Raw genomic sequence first — 21,550 nt, 5'->3', positions numbered from 1 at the left:
CTGTTTAACGATATAGATACCAGGGATTTCGCCATGAAATTATTCGCTCAGGACTCGCATCTCGATCTTTCACATCCCCATGTGATGGGGATCCTGAATGTTACCCCTGACTCCTTCTCTGACGGCGGCACGCATAACACGCTTATCGAGGCGGTTAAACACGCGAATCTAATGATTAATGCGGGTGCCACCATTATTGACGTGGGCGGCGAATCGACGCGTCCTGGTGCGGCTGACGTGTCTGTGGAAGAAGAGCTGGCGCGCGTGGTGCCGGTGGTTGAAGCTATCGCGCAGCGGTTTGAAGTATGGATCTCCGTTGATACCTCTAAACCCGAAGTGATTCGTGAAGTGGCGAGAGTGGGCGCTCACATTATCAATGATATTCGCTCGCTCACTGAGCCCGGCGCACTTGAAGCTGCGGCAGAGACCGGGTTACCGGTATGCCTGATGCACATGCAGGGCCAACCGAAAACCATGCAGGAAGCACCGAAGTATGATGATGTCTTTGCCGACGTGAATCGCTTCTTTATTGAACATATTGCGCGCTGCGAACGTGCAGGTATCCCAAAAGAGAAATTGTTGCTCGACCCGGGGTTCGGTTTCGGTAAAAATCTCTCCCACAATTATGCGTTGCTCGCGCGCTTATCGGAATTCCATCACTTTGACCTGCCGCTGCTGGTGGGGATGTCGAGAAAGTCGATGATTGGGCAGTTGCTGAACGTGGGGCCGAGCGAACGCCTGAGCGGCAGCCTGTCCTGCGCGGTGATTGCGGCGATGCAGGGCGCGCACATTATTCGTGTCCATGACGTCAAAGAAACAGTAGAAGCCATGCGTGTGGTGGAAGCCACACTGGCAGCGAAGGAAAACAAACGCTATGAGTAATCGTAAGTATTTTGGCACCGATGGTATCCGTGGGCGTGTAGGCGATGCTCCCATCACCCCTGATTTTGTCCTGAAGCTCGGCTGGGCTGCTGGCAAAGTGCTGGCGCGTCATGGTTCCCGTAAGATCATTATCGGTAAAGACACCCGTATTTCCGGCTATATGCTGGAGTCAGCGCTGGAAGCGGGTCTGGCGGCGGCTGGACTGTCCGCGTCCTTTACGGGCCCAATGCCAACGCCTGCTGTCGCGTATCTGACGCGCACTTTCCGTGCGGAAGCGGGGATTGTTATCTCAGCTTCTCACAACCCGTTCTACGACAACGGCATTAAATTCTTCTCCATTGACGGCACCAAGCTCCCGGATGACGTGGAAGAAGCCATTGAAGCCGAAATGGAAAAAGAGATCACCTGTGTAGATTCCGCAGAGCTGGGTAAAGCGAACCGTATCGTTGATGCGGCGGGCCGTTATATCGAATTCTGTAAAGGTACCTTCCCGAATGAGCTGAGCCTGGCTCACCTCAAAATTGTGGTGGACTGTGCAAACGGCGCGACCTATCACATCGCCCCGAATGTCTTCCGCGAACTGGGTGCGAAAGTCATCACCATTGGCTGCGAGCCGGATGGTCTGAACATTAACGAGCAGGTGGGTGCAACTGATGTTCGTGCCCTGCAGGCGCGTGTTCTGGCAGAGAAAGCCGACCTGGGCATTGCGCTGGACGGCGACGGTGACCGCGTGATCATGGTCGACCACGAAGGTAACAAGGTCGACGGCGATCAGATCCTCTACATCATTGCCCGTGAGGGCCTGCGTCAGGGCCAGCTGCGCGGCGGTGCGGTGGGCACGCTGATGAGTAACATGGGCCTGGAACTGGCGCTGAAACAGCTCGGTATTCCGTTTGTCCGCGCGAAAGTGGGTGACCGCTATGTGCTGGAAAAACTGCAGGAGAAGGGCTGGCGCATCGGTGCAGAAAACTCGGGTCACGTGATCCTGCTCGACAAAACTACTACCGGTGACGGTATCGTGGCCGCGCTGCAGGTGGTTGCCGCGATGGCGCGCAACCATATGAGCCTGCACGATCTGTGCAGCGGGATGAAAATGTTCCCACAGATCCTGGTAAACGTACGCTTCACTGCCGGTAAAGGCGATCCGCTGGAAAACGAGAACGTCAAAGCGGTGATGGCTGACGTTGAAGCGGCCCTGGGCAATCGTGGACGCGTGCTGTTGCGTAAGTCCGGTACTGAACCGCTGATCCGCGTGATGGTGGAAGGTGAAGACGAAGCGCAGGTAACCGAATTTGCACACCGTATTGCGGACGCTGTGAAAGCTGCATAATCGTGCACGCTAAATGTATAAAAAGGCGGCTTTTGTCGCCTTTGTTTTAAGCAATTAATGGCTTTTTGCTGTTTTTTTCCGCAGTTGATACAATGCGTCAAAAATGCCCTTGCGAAGGTCATTCGCTTTGGTTAGTATTCACACCCGCTTCAGTGGGAAACAAAAATCCTGCTAATTGGTCGAAGCATTGGTATGCGGCAAATCCGCAAGGAACAGGTTGATTATGTACGAAGCTCTTTTAGTTATTTTCCTTATTGTAGCCATCGCTCTCGTAGCGCTGATCATGCTGCAGCAAGGTAAAGGCGCTGATATGGGAGCCTCCTTCGGAGCAGGCGCTTCCGGTACGCTGTTCGGTTCAAGTGGTTCTGCGAACTTCATGACCCGCACAACGGCGATTCTGGCTACGCTGTTCTTCATCATCAGCCTTGTGCTTGGCAATATCAACAGCAACAAGACCAGCAAAGGAAGCGAGTGGGAAAATCTGAGCGCGCCAGCGAAAACTGAGCAAACTCAGCCAGCTGCACCGGCTAAGCCAACCAGCGATATCCCGCACTAAGTATTCTGTACCGAGGTGGTGGAATTGGTAGACACGCTACCTTGAGGTGGTAGTGCCCTAACGGGCTTGTGGGTTCGAGTCCCATCCTCGGTACCAATATTCCAGAAGAAAGACGTCGAAAGACGTCTTTTTTTCGTCTGTAGACTGCGAGATCTCCGATCTTTTGTAGGGCGGGTAAGCGCATGCGTCAACCGCCATGTTGCCCGGTGGCGCTGCGCTTACCGGGCCTACGAAAATCAAAATAAAAAAGGCGCCCTGTGGGCGCCTTTTGCACGTTACGTCAGCGATTACTTCTTATCGCTGTGCTCCAGGTTTTCAACCTGCGGCAGACCGTTACCTGAACTGGCGGAGAGCAGGCCATTCTCAACATAGTTGAACAGCTTCTCGCGGGTATCGGTGATGTCCAGGTTACGCATGGTCAGCTGACCAATACGATCGTCCGGTGAGAACACGGATTCACCTTTCTCCATGGTCAGACGCTCTGCTTTATAGGTCAGGTTGTCAGACACGGTGTTCAGGATGGAGTAGTCGTTGCCGCGACGCAGCTCCAGCGTCACTTCACCAGTGATCGCGCTTGCCACCCAACGCTGCAGCGCATCACGCAGCATCAGCGCCTGTGGATCGAACCAGCGGCCCTGATACAGCAGTTTACCCAGTTGACGGCCATGAGAGTGATACTGCTCGATGGTGTCTTCGTTGTGAATGCCGGTCAGCAGACGCTCGTAAGCGATGTGTAGCAGTGCCATTCCCGGGGCTTCATAGATGCCACGGCTTTTCGCTTCGATGATACGGTTTTCAATCTGATCGCTCATGCCCAGACCGTGACGACCGCCAATACGGTTAGCTTCCAGCATCAGCTCAACATCATCAGAGAAGGTTTTACCGTTCAGCGCAACCGGATGGCCGCGTTCGAAACGCACGGTCACTTCTTCAGCCTGGATTTTGACGTTCTCGTCCCAGAACTTCACGCCCATGATCGGGTTAACGATCTTCACGCTGGAGTTCAGGAATTCCAGGTCTTTTGCTTCGTGCGTCGCACCCAGCATGTTGGAGTCGGTGGAGTAGGCCTTCTCGACTGACATCTTATAGTCGAAGCCGCAGGCGATCATAAACTCGGACATTTCATGACGGCCACCCAGTTCGTCGATGAAGTCGGTATCCAGCCACGGCTTGTAGATCTGCAGTTCGGCGTTGGTCAGCAGGCCATAACGATAGAAACGTTCAATATCGTTACCTTTATAGGTGCTACCATCACCCCAGATGTTGACGCCGTCTTCTTTCATCGCCGCAACCAGCATAGTGCCGGTGACCGCACGGCCCAGAGGGGTGGTGTTGAAATAGGTCAGGCCGCCGGTGGTGTTATGGAACGCACCGCACTGAATAGCCGCGATACCTTCAGCGACCAGTTGCTTACGGCAGTCAATCAGGCGCGCGTTCTCTGCACCATACTCTTTAGCGCGACGAGGAATGGCATCGTAGTCGTCCTCATCCGGCTGACCCAGGTTCGCAGTATAGGCGTACGGAACCGCTCCCTTCTGGCGCATCCACAGCAGTGCAGCGCTGGTATCCAGGCCGCCTGAGAAAGCGATGCCAATACGTTGTCCTACCGGAAGATGCTTGAGAATCGTCGTCATAGAATAAAACCCTGCTTGATTGACTGATTAGAGACCGCTTTCGCTCTCTTGTGCATTTTTATGCAAAATAAGTGAGTATTCATTTAATCATCTTTTGGCGAAGACCGGAAGAGAGTCGTGCGTTTTTTGTAAAAATTTTGGTCTAATCGATCTGGCGGAAGTTGGGTTGACAGGTGGGGTCAACTATCAATATACTAAACGCCGATTTTACGTCCCGTCTTCGGTACCAAATCCCAGCATTATTTGCAAATTCTGTCCAAAACGCGTAGAATTTGCCACGTTTCAGGCGCGGGGTGGAGCAGCCTGGTAGCTCGTCGGGCTCATAACCCGAAGGTCGTCGGTTCAAATCCGGCCCCCGCAACCACTTTCCCATAAAGTTCTTTTTCAAATATACTGTGAAGACTTAGAGCCTTCGTAGCTGGATTTGAAAAAATTCTTTCGGAAAGTGCTCCAGGCCACAGTTGTGGCTATAGGGTTCAGTTATCTAAAGCCCCGATTTATCGGGGTTTTTTGTTATCTGACTACAGAATAACTGGGCTTTACGCCCTTTTTTTATGTCTTGGGGGTGGGCTTGTCCACATTAGAGCAAAAATTAACAGAGATGATTACTGCACCGGTCGAAGCACTGGGCTACGAACTGGTCGGCATCGAATTCGTTCGCGGCCGTACATCGACGCTGCGCATCTATATTGATAGTGAAGATGGCATCAATGTTGATGATTGTGCTGATGTCAGCCACCAGGTGAGTGCGGTTCTTGATGTTGAAGACCCGATTACCGTTGCGTACAACCTGGAAGTTTCCTCACCTGGCCTCGATCGCCCGATGTTCACGGCCGAGCACTATGTGCGTTTTACCGGTGAAGAAGTGGCTCTCGTTCTGCGTATGGCCGTACAGAACCGCCGTAAATGGCAGGGAATTATCAAAGCCGTTGATGGTGAAATGATCACGGTGACAGTCGAAGGCAAAGATGAAGTGTTCGCGCTGAGTAATATCCAGAAGGCGAACCTGGTTCCCCACTTTTAACAGTCTGGATTGAGGTGAAAAGCCCGCGATGAACAAAGAAATTTTGGCTGTTGTTGAAGCCGTCTCCAACGAGAAATCACTGCCGCGTGAGAAGATTTTCGAAGCGCTGGAAAGTGCACTGGCTACAGCAACCAAGAAAAAATACGAACAAGAGATCGATGTTCGCGTAGAAATCGATCGTAAAAGCGGTGACTTCGATACATTCCGTCGTTGGGTAATCGTTGAAGAAGTGACCCAGCCGACCAAAGAGATCACGCTGGAAGCTGCCCGTTTTGAAGACGAAAGTCTGAACGTGGGTGAGTACGTTGAAGATCAGATTGAATCTGTGACCTTCGACCGTATCACGACTCAGACCGCTAAACAGGTTATCGTGCAGAAAGTGCGCGAAGCCGAGCGCGCGCTGGTTGTCGATCAGTTCCGCGATCAGGAAGGCGAGATCATCACCGGCGTGGTGAAGAAAGTGAACCGCGACAACATCTCCCTGGAGATCAAATCCGAAGGGTTGCCGGGTAACGCTGAAGCCGTGATCCTGCGTGAAGATATGCTGCCGCGTGAAAACTTCCGCCCAGGCGACCGTATTCGCGGTGTTCTGTACGCCGTTCGCCCTGAAGCGCGTGGTGCACAGCTGTTCGTGACTCGTTCTAAACCAGAAATGCTGGTAGAACTGTTCCGTATCGAAGTGCCGGAAATCGGTGAAGAAGTTATCGAGATTAAAGCGGCGGCTCGCGATCCGGGCTCCCGTGCGAAAATTGCGGTGAAAACCAATGACAAGCGTATCGACCCGGTCGGTGCTTGCGTCGGTATGCGCGGTGCGCGCGTTCAGGCAGTTTCGACTGAGCTGGGCGGCGAACGTATTGATATCGTTCTGTGGGATGACAACCCGGCGCAGTTCGTGATCAACGCAATGGCTCCAGCTGATGTGGCGTCTATCGTTGTTGACGAAGACAAACACACCATGGATATCGCTGTTGAAGCGGGCAACCTGGCGCAGGCAATCGGCCGTAACGGTCAGAACGTACGCCTGGCGTCACAGCTGAGCGGCTGGGAACTCAACGTAATGACCGTTGATGACCTGCAGGCTAAGCATCAGGCTGAAGCCCATGCGGCGATCGATACCTTCACTAAATACCTGGATATTGACGAAGACTTCGCCACTGTTCTGGTTGAAGAAGGTTTCTCTACGCTGGAAGAACTGGCCTATGTGCCAATGAAAGAGCTGCTGGAAATTGACGGTCTGGATGAACCAACCGTTGAAGCCCTGCGTGAACGCGCTAAAAACGCACTGACCACCCTGGCACTGGCTCAGGAAGAAAGCCTTGGCGATAAGAAGCCGGCTGATGACCTGCTGAATCTGGAAGGTCTTGATCGTGCGATTGCGTTCAAGCTGGCTGCCCGTGGTGTTTGTACGCTGGAAGATCTCGCTGAGCAAGGCGTTGATGACCTGGCTGATATCGAAGGTTTAACCGACGAGAAAGCCGGCGAGCTCATCATGGCCGCACGTAATATTTGCTGGTTCGGCGACGAAGCGTAATAAACTGTAGCAGGAAGGAACAGCATGACTGATGTAACTGTAAAATCGCTGGCTGCTGAGATTCAGACCTCCGTGGACCGCCTGGTACAGCAATTTGCTGATGCAGGGATCCCGAAGTCCGCTGATGACTCGGTGACCGCGCAAGAAAAACAAACCTTGTTAACGCACCTGAACCGTGAACACGGTTCTACGCCTGACAAGTTAACGCTGCAGCGCAAAACGCGTAGCACGTTAAACATCCCTGGTACCGGTGGCAAAAGCAAATCGGTCCAAATTGAAGTCCGCAAGACGCGCACCTTTGTAAAACGTGATCCGCAAGAGGCAGAACGCCTTGCCGCGGAAGAGCAGGCACAGCGTGAAGCGGAAGAACAAGCTCAGCGTGAGGCGGAAGCAACCGCCAAACGTGAAGCAGAATTAAAAGCTGAACGTGAGGCCGCAGAAAAAGCGAAACGCGACGCAAGTGATAAAGTGAAGCGTGACGCTGCGGAAAAAGACAAAGTGAGCAATCAACAGACAGACGAAATGACCAAAACCGCCCAGGCTGAAAAAGCCCGCCGTGAAAATGAAGCTGCCGAGCTGAAGCGTAAAGCGGAAGAAGAAGCCCGCCGTAAGCTGGAAGAAGAAGCTCGCCGCGTCGCCGAAGAAGCACGCCGTATGGCAGAAGAAAACGAGAAGAATGGTGTGAATACCGTTGAGCCGACTGAAGACACCAGCGACTATCACGTGACCACTTCTCAGCATGCGCGTCAGGCTGAAGATGATAACGACCGTGAAGTTGAAGGCGGTCGTGGCCGTGGCCGTAATGCAAAAGCAGCGCGTCCGGCGAAAAAAGGCAACAAACACGCTGAATCCAAAGCTGACCGTGAAGAAGCACGCGCTGCTGTTCGCGGCGGTAAAGGCGGTAAGCGTAAAGGTTCCGCTCTGCAGCAGAGCTTCCAGAAGCCTGCTCAGGCCGTTAACCGTGACGTCGTGATTGGCGAAACCATCACCGTTGGCGATCTGGCGAACAAGATGGCGGTTAAAGGCTCTCAGGTCATCAAAGCGATGATGAAACTGGGCGCCATGGCGACCATCAACCAGGTCATCGATCAGGAAACCGCACAGCTGGTTGCTGAAGAGATGGGCCACAAAGTTATCCTGCGTCGTGAAAACGAGCTGGAAGAAGCAGTAATGAGCGACCGTGATACTGGCGCTGCGGCTGAACCGCGTGCACCGGTTGTGACCATCATGGGTCACGTTGACCACGGTAAAACCTCTCTGCTTGACTACATTCGTTCTACTAAGGTTGCCTCTGGTGAAGCGGGTGGTATTACCCAGCACATCGGTGCTTACCACGTAGAAACCGAAAACGGCATGATCACCTTCCTGGATACCCCAGGCCACGCAGCGTTTACCTCAATGCGTGCTCGTGGTGCTCAGGCAACGGATATCGTTGTACTGGTTGTTGCCGCAGACGACGGCGTGATGCCACAGACCATCGAAGCTATCCAGCACGCGAAAGCGGCGCAGGTGCCTCTGGTTGTTGCAGTCAACAAAATCGATAAGCCAGAAGCCGATCTGGACCGCGTGAAGAACGAACTGTCTCAGTACGGCGTTATGCCGGAAGAGTGGGGCGGTGAAGCGCAGTTCATCCCAGTATCTGCGAAAGCGGGTACCGGTATCGACGACCTGCTGAACGCGATCCTGCTGCAGGCTGAAGTACTGGAGCTGAAAGCGATCCGTAATGGTATGGCGAGCGGCGCGGTAATCGAATCCTTCCTGGATAAAGGTCGTGGTCCGGTTGCAACCGTTCTGGTTCGTGAAGGTACCCTGAACAAGGGCGACATCGTTCTGTGTGGCTTCGAATACGGCCGCGTTCGTGCGATGCGTAACGAACTGGGTCAGGAAGTTCTGGAAGCAGGTCCGTCCATTCCAGTGGAAATCCTGGGTCTGTCCGGTGTTCCGGCTGCCGGTGACGAAGTGACCGTTGTGCGTGACGAGAAGAAAGCGCGTGAAGTTGCGCTGTATCGTCAGGGCAAATTCCGTGAAGTTAAACTGGCTCGTCAGCAGAAATCTAAACTCGAGAACATGTTTGCCAACATGACCGAGGGCGAAGTTCACGAAGTGAACATCGTTCTGAAAGCTGACGTTCAGGGCTCTGTGGAAGCGATCTCCGACTCCTTGCTGAAACTGTCTACCGACGAAGTGAAAGTGAAGATCATCGGTTCTGGCGTAGGTGGTATCACCGAAACCGACGCAACCCTGGCTGCGGCCTCCAACGCTATCCTGGTTGGCTTCAACGTTCGTGCGGATGCATCTGCGCGTAAAGTAATTGAAGCCGAAAGCCTGGATCTGCGTTACTACTCCGTCATCTATAACCTGATCGACGAAGTGAAAGCAGCGATGAGCGGCATGCTGTCTCCTGAGCTGAAACAGCAGATCATCGGTCTGGCTGAAGTACGTGACGTGTTCAAATCACCGAAATTCGGTGCGATCGCGGGCTGTATGGTTACCGAAGGTAACATCAAGCGTCACAACCCAATCCGCGTACTGCGTGACAACGTGGTTATCTACGAAGGCGAGCTGGAATCCCTGCGCCGCTTCAAAGATGACGTTAACGAAGTCCGTAACGGCATGGAATGTGGTATCGGCGTGAAGAACTACAACGACGTTCGCGTTGGCGATATGATCGAAGTGTTCGAGATCATCGAAATTCAGCGTACCATCGCTTAATTACCGATTGTAAGCCGGGATCGCCTCGCGCCACCCGGCAATAATTTTAAAAGGGGCTTTTAGCCCCTTTTTTGTCTGGAGAATTTATTATGGCGAAAGAATTTGGTCGCCCTCAGCGCGTAGCGCAGGAAATGCAGAAAGAGATCGCACTCATTCTGCAACGTGAAATTAAAGACCCGCGCGTCGGCATGATGACCACCGTTTCCGGTGTCGAAATGTCCCGCGATTTGGCCTATGCAAAAGTGTTCGTCACCTTCCTGAACGATCAGGACGAAGCGGCAGTGAAAAACGGCATTAAAGCGCTGCAGGAAGCTTCTGGTTTCATCCGCTCCCTGCTCGGCAAAGCGATGCGCCTGCGCATCGTGCCTGAGCTGACCTTCTTCTACGACAACTCGCTGGTTGAAGGTATGCGTATGTCCAACCTGGTGACCAGCGTGGTTAAACATGACGACGAGCGTCGTGTTAACCCGGCGGACGACAGCAAGGAGGACTAATGAGTCGTCCTCGTCGTCGTGGTCGCGACGTGCATGGTGTGCTGCTGCTGGATAAACCCCAGGGCGCTTCCAGCAACGACGTGCTGCAGAAAGTTAAGCGTATTTATAACGCCAACCGTGCGGGCCACACCGGCGCGCTCGATCCGCTGGCAACCGGCATGCTGCCGGTCTGCCTGGGAGAGGCGACAAAGTTTTCCCAGTACCTGCTCGACTCCGATAAGCGCTACCGCGTTATCGCTAAACTGGGCCAGCGCACGGATACCTCCGACGCGGATGGCCAGGTGGTGGAAGAGCGTCCGGTGACGTTCAGCGCGGAACAGCTTGATGCTGCGCTGGAGAGCTTCCGTGGAGACACGATGCAGGTGCCGTCGATGTATTCGGCGCTGAAATATCAGGGCAAGAAGCTCTACGAATATGCGCGCCAGGGCATTGACGTTCCGCGTGAAGCCCGTCCGATAACCGTGTACGAGCTGCTGTTTATTCGCCACGAAGGTGATGAACTGGAGCTGGAAGTACACTGTTCGAAAGGGACCTATATTCGCACTATCATCGACGACCTCGGTGAAAAGCTGGGCTGCGGCGCGCATGTGATTTACCTGCGCCGCCTGGCGGTGAGCAAGTACCCGGTGGAGCGGATGGTGACCCTGGAATATCTGCGCGAGCTGGTAGAACAGGCGGAAGCGCAGGGGATTGCGCCGGCAGATTTGCTGGATCCTTTGCTGATGCCGATGGACAGTCCGGCAGCGGACTTCCCGGTTGTTAATCTTCCTTTAACATCGTCCGTTTACTTTAAGAACGGCAACCCGGTTCGTACGGCGGAAGCGCCGCTGGAAGGACTGGTACGCGTGACCGAAGGTGACGAAGGGAAATTCATCGGTATGGGCGAAATGGATGGCGAAGGGCGCGTTGCGCCGCGTCGTCTGGTCGTCGAATATCCGGTCGACGCGTGACGGTGGTAACGGCTCACCTTGCGATAAGCAGGGGAGACGAGTAGAATATCGCCGCTTAACGCCTGGTAAATTGTTTAACAATCTGCGGGGCGTACATGGGATTGCTGAATTAGAGATCGGCATCCTTACATTCTTTATACTTTGGAGTTTGAAAATGTCTCTAAGCGTTGAAGCTAAAGCTAAAATCGTTTCTGAGTTTGGTCGTGGTACTAACGACAGCGGTTCTACCGAAGTTCAGGTTGCACTGCTGACTGCACAGATTAACCACCTGCAGGGTCACTTTGCAGAGCACAAAAAAGATCACCACAGCCGTCGTGGTCTGCTGCGTATGGTTTCTCAGCGTCGTAAACTGCTCGACTACCTGAAACGTAAAGATGTTGCACGCTACACCGCGCTGATCGAGCGTCTGGGTCTGCGTCGCTAATTCTTGCGAGTTTCAGAAAAGGGGGCCTGATGGCCCCTTTTTTCAACCAGACGGCAGCAATTCACTGGAAACTATTGTATTGTTGCTATAAATGATCTTCATTGCAGAGGTTCGCGCGGCTAATGAGAGGCTTCACCCATGGGGGTGTTGGTTGTCATTAGTCGCGAGGATGCGAAGAAGGTCGGGTTAAATCGACAGCACACCGGTGGTGTGCTGTCAAACATTTAAGAAAGGACAGAACTTTGCTGAATCCGATCGTTCGTAAATTCCAGTATGGTCAACATACCGTCACGCTGGAAACCGGCATGATGGCACGTCAGGCTACTGCTGCCGTTATGGTAAGCATGGATGACACTGCGGTATTCGTTACCGTTGTTGGCCAGAAAAAAGCTAAACCAGGTCAGGACTTCTTCCCGCTGACCGTTAACTACCAGGAGCGTACCTACGCTGCCGGTAAAATCCCGGGTGGTTTCTTCCGTCGTGAAGGCCGTCCAAGCGAAGGCGAAACCCTGATTGCGCGTCTGATTGACCGCCCGGTTCGTCCGCTGTTCCCGGAAGGCTTCGTTAACGAAGTACAGGTTATCGCGACCGTTGTTTCCGTTAACCCACAGGTTAACCCGGACATCGTTGCCATGATCGGCGCATCCGCTGCCCTGTCACTGTCTGGTATTCCATTTAATGGCCCAATCGGTGCCGCGCGCGTTGGCTACATCAACGACCAGTACGTACTGAACCCAACCCAGGAAGAGCTGAAAGAAAGTAAGCTGGACCTGGTTGTTGCGGGTACTGAAGCGGCTGTGCTGATGGTTGAATCCGAAGCTGAACTGCTGAGCGAAGACCAGATGCTGGGTGCTGTGGTATTTGGCCACGACCAGCAGCAGATCGTTATCCAGAACATCAACGACCTGGTGAAAGAAGCCGGTAAACCACGTTGGGACTGGCAGCCAGAAGCAGCAAACGACGCGCTGAACGCACGCGTTGCAGCTCTGGCAGAATCTCGTCTGAGCGATGCATACCGCATCACTGACAAACAGGAGCGTTACGCTCAGGTTGACGTGATCAAGTCTGAAACTATCGCGACGCTGGTTGCTGAAGACGAAACGCTGGACGCTAACGAACTGAGCGACATCCTGCACGCAATCGAGAAAAACGTTGTTCGTAGCCGTGTGCTGGCAGGCGAGCCGCGTATCGATGGCCGCGAAAAAGACATGATCCGTGGTCTGGATGTGCGTACTGGCGTTCTGCCACGTACTCACGGTTCCGCGCTGTTCACCCGTGGCGAAACGCAGGCGCTGGTTACCGCGACCCTGGGTACTGCACGTGATGCACAGATCATCGACGAACTGATGGGCGAGCGTACTGACAGCTTCCTGTTCCACTACAACTTCCCTCCGTACTCCGTAGGCGAAACCGGTATGGTTGGCTCGCCGAAGCGTCGTGAAATTGGTCACGGTCGTCTGGCGAAGCGCGGCGTGCTGGCAGTGATGCCAGAAGCTGACAAGTTCCCGTACACCGTTCGTGTGGTTTCTGAAATCACTGAATCCAACGGTTCTTCTTCCATGGCTTCCGTGTGTGGTGCTTCTCTGGCGCTGATGGATGCAGGCGTGCCAATCAAAGCCGCCGTTGCGGGTATCGCAATGGGCCTGGTGAAAGAAGGCGACAACTTCGTTGTTCTGTCTGACATTCTGGGTGACGAAGACCACTTGGGCGATATGGACTTCAAAGTAGCGGGTTCCCGCGAAGGTATCTCTGCGCTGCAGATGGATATCAAAATTGAAGGTATCACCAAAGAGATCATGCAGGTTGCTCTGAACCAGGCTAAAGGTGCGCGTCTGCACATCCTGGGCGTGATGGAACAGGCGATTAACGCGCCGCGTGGCGACATTTCTCAGTTCGCTCCACGTATCCACACCATCAAGATCAATCCAGACAAGATCAAAGATGTTATCGGTAAGGGCGGTTCCGTAATCCGTGCGCTGACCGAAGAGACTGGCACCACGATCGAAATCGAAGATGACGGTACTGTGAAGATCGCAGCAACCGACGGCGAGAAAGCGAAATTCGCGATCCGTCGCATCGAAGAAATCACGGCAGAGATCGAAGTGGGCCGCGTCTACGCAGGTAAAGTGACCCGTATCGTTGACTTTGGTGCCTTCGTTGCCATCGGTGGCGGTAAAGAAGGTCTGGTTCACATCTCTCAGATCGCTGACAAGCGCGTTGAGAAAGTGACCGATTACCTGCAGATGGGTCAGGAAGTACCGGTGAAAGTTCTGGAAGTTGATCGCCAGGGCCGTATCCGTCTGAGCATTAAAGAAGCAACCGAGCAGTCTCAGCCAGCTGCTGCGCCAGAAGCACAGGCAGCAGAACAGCAAGGCGAGTAAGTTGCCATTTGCCCTCCGCTTTGCGGAGGGCCTATTATCAGGCAGGACGCCTTGTTAAGCCGCCGGGGGACAGGACGTTCATCCAATAGTTGTCTTCGGGAGTGGGAAATGAAGCCTTTTTTGCGCTGGTGTTTCGTTGCGACAGCTTTAACGCTGGCAGGATGCAGCAACTCTGCCTGGCGTAAGAGCGAAGTCCTCGCAGTGCCATTGCAACCGACTTTGCAGCAGGAAGTGATTCTGGCACGCATGGAACAAATACTTGCCAGTCGGGCTTTAACCGATGAAGAACGCGCACAGCTTTTATATGAGCGCGGAGTGTTGTATGATAGTCTCGGTCTGAGGGCATTGGCGCGAAATGATTTTTCACAAGCGCTGGCTATCCGACCTGATATGCCTGAAGTATTCAATTACTTAGGCATTTATTTAACGCAGGCAGGCAATTTTGATGCTGCCTATGAAGCGTTTGATTCTGTACTTGAGCTTGATCCAACTTACAACTACGCGCACTTGAATCGCGGTATCGCATTGTATTACGGCGGTCGTGATAAGTTAGCGCAAGATGATCTGCTGGCGTTTTATCAAGACGATCCTAATGATCCTTTCCGTAGCCTGTGGCTTTACATCGTTGAGCGGAAGCTCGATGAGAAGCAGGCAAAAGAGGCACTGAAACAGCGCTTCGATAAATCGGACAAGGAACAGTGGGGATGGAACATTGTCGAGTTCTACCTGGGCAACATTAGCGAAGCAACGCTGATGGAACGCCTCAAGGCGGACGCAACGGATAACACCTCGCTCGCTGAGCATCTCAGTGAAACCAACTTCTATTTAGGTAAGTACTACCTAAGTCTGGGGGATATGGACAGCGCTACGGCACTGTTCAAATTAGCGGTTGCTAACAACGTACACAACTTCGTTGAGCACCGTTATGCATTGTTGGAATTATCGCTCTTGGGCCAGGAGCATGACGACCTGGCAGAATCGGACCAGCAATAGCTGACGACATAAACATCAGCCCGTAATCTTTTGATTGCCATCACCTTAACTGGTGAGGGCGTTGTTGTTCGTCAATACACCTACTTTGAGCCGGTTCACACTTTTCAATGAAAATTGCTAATCATTTTCACGATGAGCTAAGTAGACTGGCCGCCATTAATATCGAGGCACTTGTACTACATGGCTGAATTCGAAACCACTTTTGCAGATCTGGGCCTGAAGGCTCCTATCCTTGAAGCCCTTAACGATCTGGGTTACGAAAAACCATCTCCGATCCAGGCTGAGTGTATCCCACACCTGCTTTCTGGTCGTGACGTGCTGGGCATGGCCCAGACTGGTAGCGGTAAAACTGCAGCATTCTCGCTGCCGCTGCTGAACAACATTGATCCGGACCTGCGTGCACCGCAGATCCTCGTCCTGGCTCCAACCCGTGAACTGGCTGTTCAGGTTGCAGAAGCAATGACGGAATTCTCAAAACATATGCGCGGCGTAAACGTGGTAGCCCTGTACGGCGGCCAGCGTTATGACGTGCAGTTACGCGCCCTGCGCCAGGGCCCACAGATTGTTGTCGGTACGCCGGGCCGTCTGCTGGATCACCTGAAGCGCGGTACTCTGGACCTCTCTAAACTGAGCGGCCTGGTACTGGATGAAGCAGATGAAATGCTGCGTATGGGCTTCATCGAAGACGTCGAAACCATCATGGCGCAGATCCCGGACGGTCATCAGACCGCGCTGTTCTCTGCCACCATGCCAGAAGCGATTCGTCGTATCACTAAGCGCTTCATGAAAGATCCTCAGGAAGTGCGTATTCAGTCCAGCGTAACCACTCGCCCGGACATCAGCCAGAGCTACTGGTCTGTGTACGGCATGCGCAAAAACGAAGCGCTGGTACGTTTCCTGGAAGCGGAAGATTTTGATGCGGCGATTATCTTCGTGCGTACCAAAAACGCGACTCTGGAAGTGGCTGAAGCCCTGGAGCGTAGCGGCTACAACAGCGCAGCGCTGAACGGCGACATGAACCAGGCCCTGCGTGAGCAGACTCTGGAGCGTTTGAAAGACGGTCGTCTGGATATCCTGATTGCAACCGACGTGGCAGCACGTGGTCTGGACGTTGAGCGTATCAGCCTGGTTGTGAACTACGACATCCCGATGGATTCCGAGTCTTACGTTCACCGTATCGGCCGTACCGGTCGTGCGGGTCGTGCGGGTCGTGCGCTGCTGTTCGTTGAGAACCGCGAGCGTCGTCTGCTGCGTAACATTGAACGCACCATGAAGCTGACCATTCCAGAAGCTGACCTGCCAAACGCAGATCTGCTGGGCAAACGCCGCCTGGAAAAATTCGCCGCGAAAGTACAGCAGCAGCTGGAAAGCAGCGATCTGGACCAGTACCGTGCGCTGCTGTCGCAGATTCAGCCTGTTGCTGAAGGCGAAGAGCTGGACATGGAAACCCTGGCTGCAGCACTGCTGAAAATGGCTCAGGGCGAACGTAGCCTGATCGTGCCACCAGATGCGCCGATGCGTCCTAAGCGTGAATTCCGTGACCGTGACGATCGCTTCGAACGTCGTGGCGACCGTAATGACCGCAATGACCGTGGCCCACGTGGTGACCGTCCAGAGCGTGGTGGTGAAGACCGTCCACGTCGTGAACGTCGTGACGCGGGTGATATGGAACTGTACCGCATTGAAGTGGGCCGTGATGACGGCGTTGAAGTTCGTCACATCGTTGGCGCGATCGCTAACGAAGGCGACATCAGCAGCCGTTACATCGGTAACATCAAGCTGTTCGCATCCCACTCTACCATCGAGCTGCCAAAAGGCATGCCGGGCGAAGTGCTGCAGCACTTTACGCGTACCCGCATCCTGAACAAACCGATGAACATGCAGCTGATGGGCGATGCACAGCCACGTCCAGACCGCGGTGGTGAACGTCGTGGCGGTGGTCGCAGCTTCGGTGGCGAGCGTCGTGAAGGCGGCCGCAGCGAAGGTCGCGGTGGTGAAGGTCGTCGTTTCTCCGGCGAGCGTCGCGAAAACCGCGGCCCACGTCGTGAAGAAGGCACCAGCCGTCGCCGTTTCGGTGACGCGTAAGCCTCACTCTTCTGACGTAAAGTAAAATATACAGCCCCGATACACGCTATCGGGGCTTTTTTTATTCCTTTTGTACTCTTGTACTGGTACAGTGCGTCACATTAAAATGCAGAACCGCATGATTGACTGGAGAAAAGGCTGTATGGCGACACTAACCACCACCCAAACGTCACCTTCGCTGCTTGGCGGCGTGGTGATCATCGGCGGAACCATTATAGGTGCCGGGATGTTCTCCCTGCCCGTGGTCATGTCCGGTGCGTGGTTCTTCTGGTCGCTGGCGGCGCTGGTCTTTACCTGGTTCTGTATGCTCCATTCCGGGCTGATGATCCTTGAGGCGAACCTGAACTACCGCATTGGCTCCAGCTTCGACACCATCACCAAAGATCTGCTGGGTAAAGGCTGGAACCTGGTGAACGGGCTGTCCATCGCCTTTGTGCTCTATATCCTGACCTACGCGTATATTTCGGCGAGCGGCTCGATTCTGCATCACACCTTCTCGGAGATGTCGCTGAACGTTCCGGCGCGTCTGGCGGGGCTGTGTTTTGCGCTGGCTGTGGCGTTTATCGTCTGGATGAGTACCAAAGCGGTGAGCCGCATGACGGCGATTGTATTAGGCGCTAAGGTCATCACCTTCTTCCTGACCTTCGGCAGCCTGCTGGGACACGTGACGCCCGCCACGCTGTTTAACGTTGCCGAAGTGAACACCTCCTACACGCCGTACCTGCTGATGACGCTGCCGTTCTGTCTGGCGTCGTTCGGTTACCACGGTAACGTGCCGAGCCTGATGAAGTACTACGGCAAAGATCCCCGCACCATTGTGAAGTGTCTGGTCTACGGCACGCTGCTGGCGCTGGGTCTGTATGTGATTTGGCTGCTGGGGACGATGGGCAACATCCCACGTCCGGAATTTATCGGCATTGCCCAGAAGGGCGGAAACATCGACGTGCTGGTGCAGGCGCTGAGCGGCGTGCTGAACAGCCGCAGTCTGGACCTACTGCTGGTTATCTTCTCTAACTTTGCGGTGGCGAGCTCTTTCCTGGGCGTGACGCTGGGCCTGTTTGACTATCTGGCGGATCTGTTCGGCTTTGATGATTCTGCGATGGGGCGTTTAAAAACCGCGCTGCTGACCTTCCTGCCGCCGATTGTGGGTGGCCTGCTGTGGCCGAACGGCTTCCTGTACGCCATCGGCTATGCAGGGCTGGCGGCTACTATCTGGGCGGCAATTGTGCCGGCGCTGCTGGCGCGCAAATCACGTAAACGCTTCGGTAGCCCGAAATTCCGCGTCTGGGGCGGCAAGCCGATGATTGTGCTGATTCTGGTATTCGGCGTTGGTAACGCTCTGGTACACGTGCTGTCGAGTTTTAATCTGTTGCCTGTCTACCAGTAAATACATTGCCCGGTGGCGTTAAGCTTACCGGGCCTACAGGGATCGCGTAGGCCGGATAAGGCGAAGCCGCCATCCGGCAAAAAGGCTACCCCACCAACTCTTCTTTCACCTGCATGGCCAAATCAAACGAATGCAAACGCGCCTGGTGATCGAAAATCTGGCCGTTAACCATAATCTCATCCGCCTGCGTTTCGCGCAGCACTGCGTCCAGCCCGTGGCGCACTTTCGATTTATCGCCTACCAGCGACATGCTCAGCGCCTGCTGCACGCCATACTGCTCGGAGGCGGACCACAGCTGATGCATATTCTCCACCGGCGGTGGAAGCTGGCCCGTCTCACCGCGGCGCAGCTTCACAAACGCCTGCTGCATTGAGGTAAACAGGAATTCCGCGTCGCGATTGCTGTCGGCGGCAATGATGTTAATGCACACCATCGCGTACGGCTTCTCCAGACGCTCGGACGGTTTAAAGTTCGTGCGGTAAAGATGCAGCGCCTGATGCAGCATATCCGGCGCGAAGTGCGAGGCAAACGCAAACGGCAGCCCAAGCTGCGCGGCGAGCTGTGCGCTGTAGAGGCTTGAGCCTAACAGCCACACCGGGATCTTCTCACCGTAGCCCGGTACCGGGCGCACGTGCGGGTTCGGATCGCGCGCGTCGAACCAGTCCACCAGCTCGGCCACGTCGCGCGGGAAGTTGTCGATATCGCCGCTCATATGGCGGCGCAGGGCGCGCATCGTTGGCTGGTCGCTGCCCGGCGCACGACCAAGCCCTAAATCTATACGCCCAGGATAGAGGGTATTCAGGGTGCCAAACTGCTCGGCAATCACCAGCGGGGCGTGGTTTGGCAGCATTACGCCACCGGAGCCCAGGTGCAGGGTGGTGGTATTTGCTGCCAGATAGCCAATCAGTACCGAGGTCGCGGCGCTGGCGATGCCCACCATGTTGTGGTGTTCGGCCAGCCAGTAGCGGTGATAGCCACGCTTTTCGGCCAGCTGAGCGAGATCGAGAGAGTGCGAAAAGGCTTCTCTTGCCGAGGAGCCTTGTGGGATCGGCGCCAGATCCAGCACCGAAAACGGAATGGTTTTGTCAGTCATAACAGCTCACTTTGTCGACGGTCAATCTTTAATACTGCATTAAATAATGATAACCGTTGTTAACAAAGTGAGCCTTTTTTACGCCTGCAGCTCCAGCCCGGCGAGCCGTCTCCAGTAGCCGTTGCAGTCGCTGTTTGCCGTCAGCGGCAGCGGCGCGGCGCCGTCTTCATTGGCGCGGAAGGCGTCCAGCATCGCGAACACGCCGGTATCCAGCGGCGACAGACGAACCATATCCACCAGCCCGTCCATCGACGCCAGCTCGTTGCCGAGGTTATAGACATAGCCGCTCATGGTCTGAATACCGTTCAGGACAAACACCTGCTGACTCTCCTGCGACAGCATGCTGCGTCCGTTCGGGTACTTGATGCAGCAGGTTTCGCATTCGTCTTTCGGGCGGTCTTCCGAGCGCGCGGTAAAGCAGCGGGCGGAGTAGGCCAGCGGCAGATGGCCGTAGCTCAGCACTTCCACTTCAAACTGATTGCGAATGCCCAGCTCGTCGCACTGGTTAAGCAGGTTAGCCAGCCAGTCGCGGGAGAGTTCCACCGGCATGCACCAGCGGGTCATCCCCTGTTTGAGCAGCAGGCGCAGGGTGACGGCGTTGTAGCAGTTGAGGGCATGACCCGCGACGAACGGCAGCCTGCGTTCAGCGCACATGTTCACTACGCCCAGATCGCTCGCTTCCAGCAGGAACTCGCCGTTTTCGACGTAGCGCTTCAGCTCGCCCAGTTCGGACGACGCCTGGACCAGCGCGAGCGTGGAGAGCACCACCTGCTTGCCGCTGCCGGCCAGGCCTTTCGCCATATCCAGCCAGTCGCCCACTTTGGTGGCGCGGCGCTTGCTGCACACCGCTTCGCCGAGGTAAATCACGTCGGCGCTGCTGGTGGCGGCCTGTTGGTAAAAATCTTCCAGCGTCTCTTTTGGCCAGTAGTAGAGCACCGGTCCTAATGAATATTTCATGATTTTCTCACTGCCATTTACGGTGATACGCGCCCAGCGTGGTTTGCGTGCCTTCGGACATCGAACCGAGCGTTTCCATCCAGGCCTGCTGTGGAGCGTAGTTCTGCGGGTCCGCCATGCAGCGGTCGATGGCCTGACGCCACACTTTCGCCACCTGGCTCACGTAGGCCGGGCTGCGCTGACGACCTTCGATTTTCACCGAGGCAATATTGGCCGCCAGCAGTTCCGGCAGCAGCTCCAGCGTGTTGAGGCTGGTCGGCTCCTCCAGCGCGTGATAGCGCTCGCCGTCGACCAGATAGCGGCCTTTACACAGGGTGGGATAACCGGCGTTTTCACCGTCCTGGTAGCGGTCAATCAGCACCTCATTCAGGCGAGATTCCAGCCCCTGAGGGGTCTGCTGCCAGCGAACAAAGCGGGCAGGAGAGCAGGCCCCGACGGTATTCGGCGATTCACCGGTTAAATAAGAGGAAAGATAGCAGCGGCCTTCGGCCATGATGCACAGGCTGCCAAAGGCAAAAACTTCCAGCGGTACTGGCGTGACGCGCGCGAGTTGCTTAACCTGATGAATAGAGAGCACGCGCGGCAGCACCACGCGGGCCACGTCAAAGTGTTGATGATAAAAACGCACCGCCTCTTCGTTGGTGGCAGATGCCTGAACAGAGACGTGGCGCTCAATATGGGGATAGCGTTCTGCCGCATACTCAAGCATGGCGAGGTCGGCCAGGATCAGCGCATCGGCACCCAGCTGTGCCGCCATGTCCACCGCGCGCTGCCAGCGGGCGTAGCCGTCAGGATGAGCAAAGGTATTGATGGCGATATGCAGCTTGCGGCGGTGCTGGTGAACGAAGTTAACGGCTTCCTGAAGCTTCTTCTCCGTAAAGTTGAGGCCAGCAAAATGGCGGGCGTTGGTGTCATCTTTCAGCCCGATATAGACCGCATCGGCCCCATTTTCGATGGCCGCCTTAAGCGCCGGAAGGTTTCCGGCAGGGCAGAGCAGCTCCATAATTTATCCTGATGTAGTCGATCGCAAAATTGTTAACGAGCTGGGATTTTAATTAACCCATACGCGACAATTTTTGATTTAAGGCAGCTAATGGCGTATTGATGGCACCAATAA

Annotated in this window: 18 protein-coding genes and 2 tRNA genes; 16 read left to right on the top strand and 4 right to left on the bottom strand. The window is 54.8% G+C overall.

Annotation, left to right across the window (positions count from 1 at the left end):
- The first annotated feature begins 33 nt into the window (after positions 1–33).
- The 4 genes from folP to EnteroDNA1_RS11330 all read left to right on the top strand — a co-directional run bounded on the left by folP (position 34) and on the right by EnteroDNA1_RS11330 (position 2,864).
- Complete coding sequence (folP, locus tag EnteroDNA1_RS11345) at positions 34–882, top strand: dihydropteroate synthase (protein WP_048981192.1); 849 nt, start codon at positions 34–36, stop codon at positions 880–882.
- Positions 875–2,212 (top strand): phosphoglucosamine mutase, encoded by a 1,338-nt coding sequence (glmM, locus tag EnteroDNA1_RS11340; RefSeq protein ID WP_023309339.1) that lies wholly within the window; start codon positions 875–877, stop codon positions 2,210–2,212. Before folP ends, glmM begins: the two co-directional genes overlap by 8 nt.
- A 223-nt stretch (positions 2,213–2,435) precedes the next feature.
- The gene (secG, locus tag EnteroDNA1_RS11335) at positions 2,436–2,768 is read left to right on the top strand and encodes a preprotein translocase subunit SecG (RefSeq protein WP_023333590.1); all 333 of its coding nucleotides are present in this window, start codon (positions 2,436–2,438) and stop codon (positions 2,766–2,768) included.
- 9 nt (positions 2,769–2,777) lie between these two features.
- Positions 2,778–2,864 (top strand) — tRNA-Leu (locus EnteroDNA1_RS11330).
- Between the two features lie 191 nt (positions 2,865–3,055).
- Here the strand turns inward: EnteroDNA1_RS11330 and argG are convergent.
- Positions 3,056–4,402: an argininosuccinate synthase gene (gene argG / locus EnteroDNA1_RS11325; RefSeq protein WP_024906366.1), complete on the bottom strand. Its 1,347-nt coding sequence runs from the start codon at positions 4,400–4,402 to the stop codon at positions 3,056–3,058.
- 287 nt (positions 4,403–4,689) lie between these two features.
- Here argG and EnteroDNA1_RS11320 point away from each other — a divergent pair.
- From EnteroDNA1_RS11320 to mtr, 12 genes are all read left to right on the top strand, one after another.
- Positions 4,690–4,766: transfer RNA gene (locus EnteroDNA1_RS11320), tRNA-Met, on the top strand.
- A 207-nt stretch (positions 4,767–4,973) separates the two neighbouring features.
- Positions 4,974–5,426 (top strand): ribosome maturation factor RimP, encoded by a 453-nt coding sequence (gene rimP, locus EnteroDNA1_RS11315; RefSeq protein WP_014833432.1) that lies wholly within the window; start codon positions 4,974–4,976, stop codon positions 5,424–5,426.
- 28 nt (positions 5,427–5,454) lie between these two features.
- On the top strand, positions 5,455–6,957 hold the full coding sequence (gene nusA, locus EnteroDNA1_RS11310; protein WP_029739628.1) for a transcription termination factor NusA: 1,503 nt from the start codon (positions 5,455–5,457) through the stop codon (positions 6,955–6,957).
- 24 nt (positions 6,958–6,981) lie between these two features.
- Positions 6,982–9,669 (top strand): translation initiation factor IF-2, encoded by a 2,688-nt coding sequence (infB, locus tag EnteroDNA1_RS11305; protein WP_029739629.1) that lies wholly within the window; start codon positions 6,982–6,984, stop codon positions 9,667–9,669.
- Positions 9,670–9,758: 89 nt separating this feature from the next.
- The gene (rbfA, locus tag EnteroDNA1_RS11300; protein WP_003024988.1) at positions 9,759–10,163 is read left to right on the top strand and encodes a 30S ribosome-binding factor RbfA; all 405 of its coding nucleotides are present in this window, start codon (positions 9,759–9,761) and stop codon (positions 10,161–10,163) included.
- Positions 10,163–11,113: a tRNA pseudouridine(55) synthase TruB gene (gene truB / locus EnteroDNA1_RS11295; protein ID WP_045888051.1), complete on the top strand. Its 951-nt coding sequence runs from the start codon at positions 10,163–10,165 to the stop codon at positions 11,111–11,113. The genes rbfA and truB overlap by 1 nt, the downstream gene beginning before the upstream one ends.
- Positions 11,114–11,267: 154 nt before the next feature.
- Positions 11,268–11,537, top strand: coding sequence for a 30S ribosomal protein S15 (gene rpsO, locus EnteroDNA1_RS11290; RefSeq protein ID WP_003861789.1), 270 nt, complete (start codon positions 11,268–11,270; stop codon positions 11,535–11,537).
- Positions 11,538–11,779: 242 nt separating this feature from the next.
- Positions 11,780–13,918, top strand: coding sequence for a polyribonucleotide nucleotidyltransferase (gene pnp / locus EnteroDNA1_RS11285; RefSeq protein WP_024906369.1), 2,139 nt, complete (start codon positions 11,780–11,782; stop codon positions 13,916–13,918).
- A gap of 108 nt (positions 13,919–14,026) precedes the next feature.
- Entirely contained in the window at positions 14,027–14,911 is an 885-nt protein-coding gene (gene nlpI / locus EnteroDNA1_RS11280) for a lipoprotein NlpI (protein ID WP_023309331.1), read from the top strand.
- A gap of 107 nt (positions 14,912–15,018) precedes the next feature.
- A complete protein-coding gene (yrbN, locus tag EnteroDNA1_RS22350) occupies positions 15,019–15,099 on the top strand; it encodes a protein YrbN (RefSeq protein WP_097397692.1) in 81 nt (26 codons plus the stop codon).
- Positions 15,092–16,996, top strand: a complete 1,905-nt coding sequence (locus EnteroDNA1_RS11275) for a DEAD/DEAH family ATP-dependent RNA helicase (protein WP_069303343.1) — start codon at positions 15,092–15,094, stop codon at positions 16,994–16,996. The genes yrbN and EnteroDNA1_RS11275 overlap by 8 nt, the downstream gene beginning before the upstream one ends.
- 142 nt (positions 16,997–17,138) lie before the next feature.
- Positions 17,139–18,383, top strand: a complete 1,245-nt coding sequence (gene mtr, locus EnteroDNA1_RS11270; RefSeq protein ID WP_039260524.1) for a tryptophan permease — start codon at positions 17,139–17,141, stop codon at positions 18,381–18,383.
- 85 nt (positions 18,384–18,468) lie between these two features.
- On the opposite strand, the gene EnteroDNA1_RS11265 is transcribed toward mtr, so the two are convergent.
- From EnteroDNA1_RS11265 to ubiU, 3 genes are all read right to left on the bottom strand, one after another.
- Positions 18,469–19,476 (bottom strand): luciferase-like monooxygenase, encoded by a 1,008-nt coding sequence (locus EnteroDNA1_RS11265; RefSeq protein ID WP_064673364.1) that lies wholly within the window; start codon positions 19,474–19,476, stop codon positions 18,469–18,471.
- Between the two features lie 78 nt (positions 19,477–19,554).
- The gene (locus EnteroDNA1_RS11260; RefSeq protein ID WP_047060462.1) at positions 19,555–20,433 is read right to left on the bottom strand and encodes a U32 family peptidase; all 879 of its coding nucleotides are present in this window, start codon (positions 20,431–20,433) and stop codon (positions 19,555–19,557) included.
- Between the two features lie 7 nt (positions 20,434–20,440).
- Positions 20,441–21,436, bottom strand: coding sequence for a ubiquinone anaerobic biosynthesis protein UbiU (gene ubiU, locus EnteroDNA1_RS11255; protein ID WP_023309326.1), 996 nt, complete (start codon positions 21,434–21,436; stop codon positions 20,441–20,443).
- Between the last annotated feature and the right edge of the window lie 114 nt (positions 21,437–21,550).

The sequence above is a fragment of the Enterobacter sp. HK169 genome (assembly GCF_001719105.1).
Classification (GTDB): domain Bacteria; phylum Pseudomonadota; class Gammaproteobacteria; order Enterobacterales; family Enterobacteriaceae; genus Enterobacter; species Enterobacter asburiae_B.
Note: the sequence above shows the minus strand (reverse complement) of the source record. Positions and strands in the feature narration are given on the sequence as shown.